Origin of the sequence: Aliiglaciecola sp. 3_MG-2023, from assembly GCF_030548205.1 — a bacterium.
Lineage (GTDB): Bacteria > Pseudomonadota > Gammaproteobacteria > Enterobacterales > Alteromonadaceae > Aliiglaciecola.
Genome location: NZ_JAUORV010000011.1, coordinates 164,737 through 173,756, shown reverse-complemented (window position 1 = coordinate 173,756; position 9,020 = coordinate 164,737). Strand labels below are relative to the sequence as shown.

General features: G+C 42.6%; 11 protein-coding genes. 9 read left to right on the top strand and 2 right to left on the bottom strand.

Translation table 11 applies throughout. The features are described from left to right. Positions 1-372: 372 nt before the first annotated feature. The 3 genes from Q4574_RS14020 (at position 373) to Q4574_RS14010 (ending at position 2,261) form a co-directional block, all read left to right on the top strand. Positions 373-594 (top strand): hypothetical protein, encoded by a 222-nt coding sequence (locus tag Q4574_RS14020; protein WP_303474768.1) that lies wholly within the window; start codon positions 373-375, stop codon positions 592-594. Between the two features lie 139 nt (positions 595-733). Beyond that, on the top strand, positions 734-2,020 hold the full coding sequence (gene purD / locus Q4574_RS14015) for a phosphoribosylamine--glycine ligase (RefSeq protein ID WP_303474767.1): 1,287 nt from the start codon (positions 734-736) through the stop codon (positions 2,018-2,020). Beyond that, positions 1,986-2,261, top strand: coding sequence for a VF530 family DNA-binding protein (locus Q4574_RS14010; protein WP_368411644.1), 276 nt, complete (start codon positions 1,986-1,988; stop codon positions 2,259-2,261). The genes purD and Q4574_RS14010 overlap by 35 nt, the downstream gene beginning before the upstream one ends. Here the strand turns inward: Q4574_RS14010 and Q4574_RS14005 are convergent. Further along, positions 2,238-2,846: a 3'-5' exonuclease gene (locus tag Q4574_RS14005; RefSeq protein WP_303474765.1), complete on the bottom strand. Its 609-nt coding sequence runs from the start codon at positions 2,844-2,846 to the stop codon at positions 2,238-2,240. The two genes, Q4574_RS14010 and Q4574_RS14005, sit on opposite strands and share 24 nt — an antisense overlap. A 75-nt stretch (positions 2,847-2,921) precedes the next feature. Here Q4574_RS14005 and Q4574_RS14000 point away from each other — a divergent pair, with 75 nt between their 5' ends. The 6 genes from Q4574_RS14000 to envZ all read left to right on the top strand — a co-directional run bounded on the left by Q4574_RS14000 (position 2,922) and on the right by envZ (position 7,963). Further along, positions 2,922-3,356, top strand: coding sequence for an ion channel (locus tag Q4574_RS14000; protein WP_303474764.1), 435 nt, complete (start codon positions 2,922-2,924; stop codon positions 3,354-3,356). A gap of 23 nt (positions 3,357-3,379) precedes the next feature. Further along, positions 3,380-3,772 (top strand): cupin domain-containing protein, encoded by a 393-nt coding sequence (locus Q4574_RS13995; protein ID WP_303474763.1) that lies wholly within the window; start codon positions 3,380-3,382, stop codon positions 3,770-3,772. Between the two features lie 101 nt (positions 3,773-3,873). After that, positions 3,874-4,776 (top strand): phosphoribulokinase, encoded by a 903-nt coding sequence (locus Q4574_RS13990; RefSeq protein ID WP_303474762.1) that lies wholly within the window; start codon positions 3,874-3,876, stop codon positions 4,774-4,776. After that, positions 4,776-5,759 (top strand): Gfo/Idh/MocA family protein, encoded by a 984-nt coding sequence (locus Q4574_RS13985; protein WP_303474761.1) that lies wholly within the window; start codon positions 4,776-4,778, stop codon positions 5,757-5,759. Before Q4574_RS13990 ends, Q4574_RS13985 begins: the two co-directional genes overlap by 1 nt. Before the next feature lie 149 nt (positions 5,760-5,908). After that, positions 5,909-6,631 (top strand): two-component system response regulator OmpR, encoded by a 723-nt coding sequence (gene ompR / locus Q4574_RS13980; protein ID WP_303474760.1) that lies wholly within the window; start codon positions 5,909-5,911, stop codon positions 6,629-6,631. A 39-nt stretch (positions 6,632-6,670) separates the two neighbouring features. Continuing rightward, positions 6,671-7,963 carry a two-component system sensor histidine kinase EnvZ gene (gene envZ, locus Q4574_RS13975; RefSeq protein WP_303474759.1) on the top strand — a complete coding sequence of 431 codons (1,293 nt, stop codon included), beginning with the start codon at positions 6,671-6,673 and terminating at the stop codon, positions 7,961-7,963. A gap of 154 nt (positions 7,964-8,117) precedes the next feature. Here the strand turns inward: envZ and hslO are convergent, their stop codons facing one another. Continuing rightward, positions 8,118-9,014: an Hsp33 family molecular chaperone HslO gene (gene hslO, locus Q4574_RS13970; protein ID WP_303474758.1), complete on the bottom strand. Its 897-nt coding sequence runs from the start codon at positions 9,012-9,014 to the stop codon at positions 8,118-8,120. Positions 9,015-9,020: the final 6 nt, after the last annotated feature.

Here is a 9,020-nt window from a genome sequence, read left to right as displayed (position 1 = left end):
CGCTACCCTGTAGGCGGGTGCTTTAGCCCCGTAAATGCAATTTGAATCCCACATTAAAACCCATGGCCTAAAGACCATGCTACAACCGCCACCCTGTAGGCGGGTGCTTTAGCCCCGTGAATTTAATTTAAATACCACTTTAAATTCCATGGCCTAAAGACCAGGCTACAGATGGGAGCTTTAGCCCCGCAGGCTAAGAATTTTGCAAATTACACAGCTAAGTAGTACTTTTGACTAATAATTCGTTCTAGAAACCAAAATAATAAATTTAGATATATGCAACATACTGTTTTTATTATATATTTTGATTGGTATTCAATTTGCTTTTAAATACATCAAAGCACACAACGACAGTCATAACGAGGAAGATAGATGGACATTTTACTAGTATTTGTTTTACCCATAGTCATTTTGGCCATGGTTTTTGGGCATAAACAAAAAATGATGGATGCAAAATTGAAATTGGAAGCGGGCTCTGGCAATGTCACCGCCTTAGAAGCTGAACTTAAAGCAATTAAAGAGCGTCTCAACACCCTTGAAGCTATCGTTACCGATGACAAATACCAACTGAAACAAGAATTTTCGAAATTATAAACTGTCATTTAATAACCTAGAACCAAATTCACTATAAAAAGCGTGCAGTTAGACACGCTTTTTACGCGTTTATTCTGTACAATTCCTGCCATTATAAAGTTCCACTCCTTACTCAATCAGTTAATAAGATAATCGATTCATGAAAATACTTATCATTGGCGGCGGTGGTCGCGAACATGCTTTAGCATTCAAATCAGCTCAAAATGACTATGTAGAAACCGTTTATGTAGCACCTGGAAACGCTGGTACCGCAATAGAAGATAAATTGCGCAATGTCGATATACAAGCAGATGACGTCGCCGGATTACTTGAATTTGCTGAACAAAATGCCATTGATTTAACCATAGTAGGACCAGAAGCTCCCTTGGTACTTGGTGTAGTTGATGCATTTCAAGCTAAAGGCTTAACCATATTTGGACCGTCTAAGGCGGCCGCGCAATTGGAAGGCTCTAAAGCCTTTACCAAAGACTTTCTAGCTCGTCATAACATCCCTACGGGGGAGTATCAAAACTTCACTGAAATTGAACCTGCATTGGCATATTTGAAACAAAAAGGCGCGCCCATTGTAATTAAAGCCGACGGTTTAGCCGCAGGCAAGGGTGTAATTGTAGCAATGACAGAGCAAGAAGCTGAAGATGCAATTCGTGATATGTTAGCTGGAAATGCCTTTGGTGACGCTGGCAGCCGCGTGGTTATTGAAGAATTTTTGGATGGCGAGGAAGCCAGTTTTATCGTAATGGTAGATGGTAAAAATGTCCTGTCTTTTGCCACCAGCCAAGATCACAAACGAGTTGGTAATGGCGATACTGGCCCAAATACAGGCGGCATGGGAGCATACTCACCGGCTCCAGTAGTCACCCCAGAAATCCACCAGCGCATAATGGACGAAGTGATTTACCCAACAGTTGAAGGAATGGCAAGTGAAGGCAATCCTTATTCTGGCTTTTTATATGCTGGTTTGATGATTATGGCTGACGGCACACCTAAAGTAATTGAATACAATTGTCGATTCGGCGATCCTGAAACCCAACCCATTATGTTACGTTTGCAATCCGACATTGTTGCCCTTTGTTTGCAGGCCACAAAAGGCAAACTGGATGAAGCTAATATTGAATTTGACTCCAGAGCGGCAGTAGGGGTAGTTCTTGCGGCAGGGGGTTATCCTGGAAGTTATGCTAAAGGGAAAGAGATCCAAGGGCTAGAGCTGGCTTCACAAACCGAAGGTAAAGTATTTCACGCTGGCACAAAATTAGTGGATGCTAAAGTCACCACTAACGGTGGCAGAGTGTTGTGTGCCACCGCTTTAGGAAACTCAGTAACAGAAGCCCAAAAGAACGCCTATAATTTAGTTCATAAGATTAATTGGGACGGTATGTTTTATCGCGACGATATTGCCTATCGCGCCATTGCTAGAGAACAAAATTAAATTGGATATCAAAGATAACAAACCAGGCCAACAGGGTGATCCATTACATGGCATCACCCTAAAGAAAATGCTTGAAGCACTGCATAAAGAGTATGGCTTTGAGGGCTTAGGTTGGAGAATTAAAGTAAAATGCTTTATTGAAAATCCAAGTATGAGCTCAAGTCTGAAGTTCCTTAGGCGAACGCCGTGGGCCCGCAAGAAAGTCGAAGAACTCTACTTATCTACCTTCTGTAAAAAGTAGGTTTTCGATAGTAAGCGCTCGCTTACGAAGCCACATATCTAACGTTGCTGCAAGGCTGCGTACATCATACAAGGCGTTGTGAATATGCCCTTGCAGTGATATTCCATGGAAACGAGCCAAAGCACCACTTGACTGTTCAACGCCTTGTAAACCTAAATTGCGAATAATCATCTGCAAATTGTGAAAGCCACGTTGAAAATCTGGTAGTTGTAAGGAATATAATTCACAATTTTGACGTAGCACAGATAAATCGTTGCCCCATGAAAATACGGGGATATCCCCTTGATTACAGAAAAGATGGAATTGTTTTAATGCAGAAGCAAAATCAACCCCCATTTCATCAATCATAGCTTGTTCAATACCGGTTAAGTTTGTTATGTAATCACTAAGTTGCGGGTTAATAGTGGGGCGTATTAATTCATTGAAACTAGCCAGTATTGAAGCTGAGTCACGGGTCATACGAATTTTAACCGCAGCAATTTGAATAAGCTCTCGATGTTCCCAGTTTTCAGACCAGTTTCGCTGCTTGGAACCATGCCAGGCAGTAAATTCCGTATCAAAGAGCACACACTCAAGTACTTGCATCAATTTCCACAAAGCATATAGTTGATTTAATCTATAAACTTATAATGTCTCAGTATTATATAAAGTCAAACCATTATGCTTAACCAGTTAGTTTTAGGTTCGTTCATCATCATTTTAACGATTATCGTTCAAGTGATATTTTTAGGTATATTATCATCTCGTTTTGACCAGATACGAAAATTTGAAACCAGAGATTATATGCACATCAAGAGTCCTATTGTCATTGTACTATCGGTTCTGTGGTTAGTCTTAGGCATCACTATCAATACCTGGATATGGGCATTTGCGTTTCTGTTTGTTGGCGAATTTACTGAGCTGGAAGAGGCACTGTACTTTGCCATTGCGTCCTTCACGACACTTGGATTCGGTGATGTGATTTTAAGCCAACAATGGCGAATTATGGGCGCACTAAGTGCCGTAAATGGACTCCTAGTCTTCGGCTTGAATGCTGCATTTCTAGTGGAATTAATCGGTATCACTTGGGGTAAGTACAAACCCAACAGAAAATAACCTGTCACTACGGGGTAATAAAGATGCTTGCTAAAACATTATTAAAGACCTTTGCTATTATAAAACCCGACTTATCAGTCGCGACAAAAGACGTTAGCGACAGTATTTACCAGCAGCTAGACCACGAGTTTTCAGGGTTTAAAGATCATTCTTTAGTCTCAGCCCATAGCTTTACGGAGAATTGGCAAACGTGGGAAATGCACCCTACAGGAGACGAGTTAGTGGTTTTGTTGTCTGGACAATGTAAGTTAATCATCCGCGTGGGGAAGCAAGACCAAGAACAATTATTAAAACAACAAGGTGACTTTGCCGTCGTGCCAAAAGGTCATTGGCACACCGCCCATTGCGACGAAGCTACCAGTTTACTGTTTATAACCCCAGGTGAAGCCACCCAAAATTCAAGCACCCCAAATTAGCTTAATTTCAGAATTGAATTAAACTTTGCCAGCGTAAATGACTTGACCATTTGGCTCGCCTTGCTTATAACTAATGGTCCTTAATCCTCGAAACGTTCAATATGTCTGTAAAACATCCAATTATTGCAATAACAGGTTCCTCTGGAGCAGGTACAACTACGACGACGAATGCCATTAGGCATATATTTCGTAATTTAACTGTCAATGCGGCCTCTGTTGCGGGCGATAGTTTTCACCGTTTCACACGTCCGGAAATGGAAGTTGAAATTCGTAAAGCCCAAGAGCAGGGCCGGCATATTAGTTATTTTGGACCAAGAGCCAACGACTTTATTATGCTCGAAAAACTGTTTGCTCAATATGGTGAAACAGGTACAGGTCAGCATCGTCAATATTTGCATACTTTTGACGAAGCAGTGCCTTTCAATCAGATGCCCGGCACTTTTACGCCGTGGCAAGATCTCCCTGAAAACACTGATTTATTATTTTATGAAGGATTGCATGGCGGTGTCACCACCCCAGAAGCCGATGTCGCTAAGCATGTTGATTTGCTGGTAGGCATGGTGCCTATTGTCAACCTAGAGTGGATACAAAAGATTATTCGCGATACCACAGATCGCGGCCATACTCGCGAAGCTGTGATGAGCAGTATTGTGCGCAGTTTGGAAGACTACTTTCACTATATTACTCCGCAGTTTTCAAACACCCATGTTAATTTTCAGCGGGTGCCTACGGTAGATACGAGTAACCCTTTCAGCGCCCGAGAAATTCCAACTCAAGACGAAAGCTTTGTCGTAGTAAGGTTCCGCCGTGAAATGAGGACTGTAGACTTCCCTTACTTATTGAAGATGATAGATGGATCTTTCATGTCTAGAATCAATACTTTAGTGGTACCAGGCGGTAAAATGGGACTCGCCATGGAATTGATTTTATCCCCCTTGATAGAAGAACTATTGGAGCGGAAGCGTAAAGCAGGCTTCCAAATGGATTGGGTTAGCAAAGAATAATGGGTAGCCGGTCTGACTCAATTCGTTGGGGTATGATTGGTTGCGGTGGTGTGTGCGAAAAGAAAAGCGGCCCTGCCTATCAGCAAGTGGCTGGATTTGAATTATATGGAGTAAGCGCTCGCTCACCCGGAAAAGCTGCAGAATTTGCTTCTCGCCACAGCATTCCCCATCACTATACTTGCCCACAAGCGTTGATTGATGATCCCAATATAGACGCTGTTTACATAGCAACCCCACCTGATAGTCACTGTGATTTAGCGCTGAAAGTCGCCAAAGCAAATAAGATTTGCTGCATAGAAAAACCGATGGCATTAAATTTCAGTCAATGTCAGTTAATACAGGACACCTTTGAGTCTCAAAACCTTCCCCTTTTCATAGCCTATTATCGACGTTCATTACCCGGTTTCGTTGCACTCAAAAATGTTTTGGAAAAAGGAACAATTGGCACCGTTAGACAAGTTTCATGGCTTTATAGCCGCTTCCCTTCAGATAAAGATTTACGTCAAATACCCAACTGGCGTACCGACAAAAGTGTTGCCCTCGGTGGATACTTTGATGATCTTGCCAGTCACGGATTAAACGTCATGACGTTTTTGTTGGGACCCGTGCGGCAAGCACAGGGAATTTGCCGCAATCAGCAAGGCTTATATTCAGCCCATGACGCTATTGTTGCCAACTTACTGTTCGAATCTGGTGTAACTGGCATCGGAAGCTGGAACTTCGCCTGTGATTCATATCAAGACAAAATGCAAATACTCGGCAGCAAGGGGCGTATAGAGTTTGCAATATTTGGCGATCAACCGGCCAGTATTTTGACCGACCAAGGTAGTGAGTCACTGGCGATGCCCACCCCAGATCCCATTCAAGGCCCTTTTGTACAAGCCATGGCCGAACATTTACGCGGGTTGAGCGTTCATCCCAGTCAGGCAACTAGTGCCAGCCACACCAATTGGGTAATGGATAAAATATTAGGTGTGCTATAGCAAAATCACTCCATACCGCGGTGCCCCCACTACCCGTCACAAACAATTTGTAACACTCCACTGAACATTGTTACTTTGCTAATCTTTTGAATTCCCTAGTATTCATTTATAGTGGTGTGATTAGCGGATTATTTCCTTTGAGGGTCGACATGGGACAAGAAACACAGAAAGTATTGGTTGTTGATGATGATATGCGCCTACGTAGCTTGCTAGAACGCTATTTGGTGGAACAAGGTTATCAAGTGCGTTCAGCGGCCAATTCTGAACAAATGGATCGCTTTCTAGAACGTGAAAATTTTCACCTGTTAGTACTGGATCTGATGTTACCTGGTGAAGATGGCCTCTCTATATGCCGTCGTTTGCGTCAAAAAGAAAACGAAATTCCAATTATCATGTTGACCGCAAAAGGCGACGAAGTAGACCGTATCATTGGTTTAGAAATGGGCGCAGATGATTATCTGCCGAAACCTTTTAACCCCAGAGAATTACTGGCGCGAGCCAAAGCAGTATTGCGTCGAAAAACCACCGAAGCGCCCGGTGCTCCATCCCAGGAAATGCAGATAGTGGAGTTTGGACAATACAAATTAAACCTCGCCACACGGGAAATGTTTGCAGACGGTGAAGCGCTAACCTTAACCAGTGGTGAGTTTGCGGTATTAAAATCATTAGTCACCCACCCCAGAGAGCCGCTATCAAGGGATAAACTCATGAATTTAGCAAGGGGTAGAGATTACAGTGCTTTAGAACGCAGTATTGACGTTCAGGTATCGCGTTTAAGACGGATGTTGGAGATAGATCCTGCCAACCCTCGCTATATTCAAACGGTTTGGGGATTAGGATATGTATTTGTTCCCGATGGCGAAGCTCAGTAAATGAAGTTATGCCATGCTAGCTAGATTGAAACACTACTGGTGAGAATCTTTCCTAAAAGTGCATTTGGACAAACCGTCTTATTGATTGGCGTGTTATTGTTGATCAACCAAGTAGTGTCATATTTATCAGTAACTTACTATTTTATTCGACCCAATTACCAACAGATTAATTCCTTAATTGCCAAACAAATTAATATGGTATTTTTGGAAGAAGTCGATTATCTCCATCCACAAACTCAACAGCATATTTTCGATGCGACCAATATTCGCATTTACAGCGAAAAACAAGCTGTCGAAAGTGGCTTGCAACAAGCTATTTATTATCAATTTTTCTCTCGTCAAATTTCCGATTTATTGGGAGGAGAAGCAGACGTTAGGATTTCAGTTTCTGAACCATACCTAATTTGGGTTAACCCTCCGCAAGATCCAAAAGTGTGGATCTCCATTCCCATGGCGAGTTTTAGCGAAGGTGATATTTCCCCGCTAACAATCTATTTGATTGTCATCGGCGTGTTGAGCGTAGCTGGCGGTTGGATTTTTGTGCGTCGCTTGAATAAACCCATCCACGCCTTGCAAGTGGCGGCGTTAGAGGTGGCGAAAGGCAAGGTTCCTGCACCGTTAAAAGAAGAAGGTGCAAGTGAATTAATTGCAGTCACCAGCGCATTTAATCAAATGTCGAAGGGAATTAAACAATTAGAAGATGATCGAGCACTATTAACCGCGGGGATATCCCACGACTTGCGCACACCATTAACACGCATAAGACTAGCAACTGAAATGCTTCCCGACGAACAACTATGGATAAAAGACGGGATCGTTCACGACATAGAAGATATGAATGACATTATCGATCAGTTTATTCATTATGTGCGACAGGATACCCGAGAACGTCGAGAGTTGCTGTCGCTGAACGAGCTTATCGAAGATGTTGTCCAAGCTCGTAATATTCAAGAAAATTACCATATCGATACCCAATTGACAGAATTGCCAAAGGTCATGATAAGACGGATTGCGATTAAACGCGTATTGGATAATCTCATTGAAAATGCCTTTCGTTATGGCAGTGAAAATATCCTAATCACTAGCTGTTATGATAAACCCAAGCAACAAGTGTGTTTTGAAGTCCGAGATTACGGACCTGGCATCCCAAAAGAAAATATTGAAAACTTGTTTCAACCTTTTACTCAAGGCGACACCGCCAGGGGCAGCGGAGGTTCTGGCCTTGGCCTTGCCATCATTCAACGAATTGTTGCCCTGCATAAAGGAAACATCGAACTAAGTAACCACTCTGACGGTGGCCTTGTGGCAAGAGTCACTCTACCTATTAGCTAATTTAGCCTAATCAGGGCTATTCACGATACCCAAAAACGGCATCTAGAACCACTAGATAACAGCCCTGAGCGACAACATAACATAACAGCCCTGAGCGACAACATAACATAACAACCCTGAGCGACTAATTATTTTCTGTAACGACAAGGTCGCTTTATTGCGTTTGCTTTGGGGCCGCATATGCGCCGTTATGGATAGATTCCACATCTACGGCATCGAAGCTGTATTCTTTATGGCAGTACTGACAATTCAATCTAACAGCACCATCTTCTGCGACAATATTCAGTAACTCTTGTTTATCAACATTGGCGATTGCCGCGGCACTTCGCTCTTTGCTGCAACTACAAGAGAATTTAACCTCTTGAGGCGGATAAAGTTCAACTTCTTCCTGGTGATAAAGTCGGTGCAATACATCAGTGGCGGGTAAACCTAACAACTCTTCTGCGGTAATAGTTTGGCTGATAGTACTTAAATGAGCGAATTCCTCATGTTCAGATTCGTTAGTCATTTCGCTGCTTGTGGGTAAAACCTGTAGAAACAAACCACCCGCTCTATTTACACCATCACTTGCAGAGGTTTTTAAAATAACCTTAGTAGGTAATTGCTCAGATTGGCTAAAGTACCCTTCAAGACATTCAGATAAGGTTGGCTTGTCTACAGCGACTATTCCCTGATAGCGCTCCCCTTCTTCAGGGGTAATGGTAATTACCAATACACCTTTAGGTAATAAATCGGTAAGGGATGCAGGCAGTTCTTTTACTTCACTATCCCACCTAGCCACACCACGTAACTTTTGATCGTGAGTGCCATTGATCACTGCATATTTGATACAGCCTTCACTTTGCAATTGCAGGGCAATTTCACCTTTGAACTTTAAGGTTGCAGTTAGAAGAGATGCCGCTGCCATTAGTTCGCCGAGCAACTTTTGAATAACAGCAGGATACTGCTGCGAATCCAGAATTTCTTGATAACTGTTTTCTAGTTGGACAAGTTCACCGCGTACATTGGCGTTGGTAAAGACATAACGATGTAACTGATCAAAATGGGACATAACTTT

Excerpts from the sequence above, each read along its gene's own strand:
- Q4574_RS14020 (WP_303474768.1), top strand. The coding sequence starts at position 373 with ATGGACATTTTACTAGTATTTGTTTTACCCATAGTCATTTTGGCCATG.
- purD (WP_303474767.1), top strand. The coding sequence starts at position 734 with ATGAAAATACTTATCATTGGCGGCGGTGGTCGCGAACATGCTTTAGCA.
- Q4574_RS14005 (WP_303474765.1), bottom strand. The coding sequence starts at position 2,846 with ATGCAAGTACTTGAGTGTGTGCTCTTTGATACGGAATTTACTGCCTGG.
- Q4574_RS14000 (WP_303474764.1), top strand. The coding sequence starts at position 2,922 with ATGCTTAACCAGTTAGTTTTAGGTTCGTTCATCATCATTTTAACGATT.
- Q4574_RS13995 (WP_303474763.1), top strand. The coding sequence starts at position 3,380 with ATGCTTGCTAAAACATTATTAAAGACCTTTGCTATTATAAAACCCGAC.
- Q4574_RS13990 (WP_303474762.1), top strand. The coding sequence starts at position 3,874 with ATGTCTGTAAAACATCCAATTATTGCAATAACAGGTTCCTCTGGAGCA.
- Q4574_RS13985 (WP_303474761.1), top strand. The coding sequence starts at position 4,776 with ATGGGTAGCCGGTCTGACTCAATTCGTTGGGGTATGATTGGTTGCGGT.
- ompR (WP_303474760.1), top strand. The coding sequence starts at position 5,909 with ATGGGACAAGAAACACAGAAAGTATTGGTTGTTGATGATGATATGCGC.
- hslO (WP_303474758.1), bottom strand. The coding sequence starts at position 9,014 with ATGTCCCATTTTGATCAGTTACATCGTTATGTCTTTACCAACGCCAAT.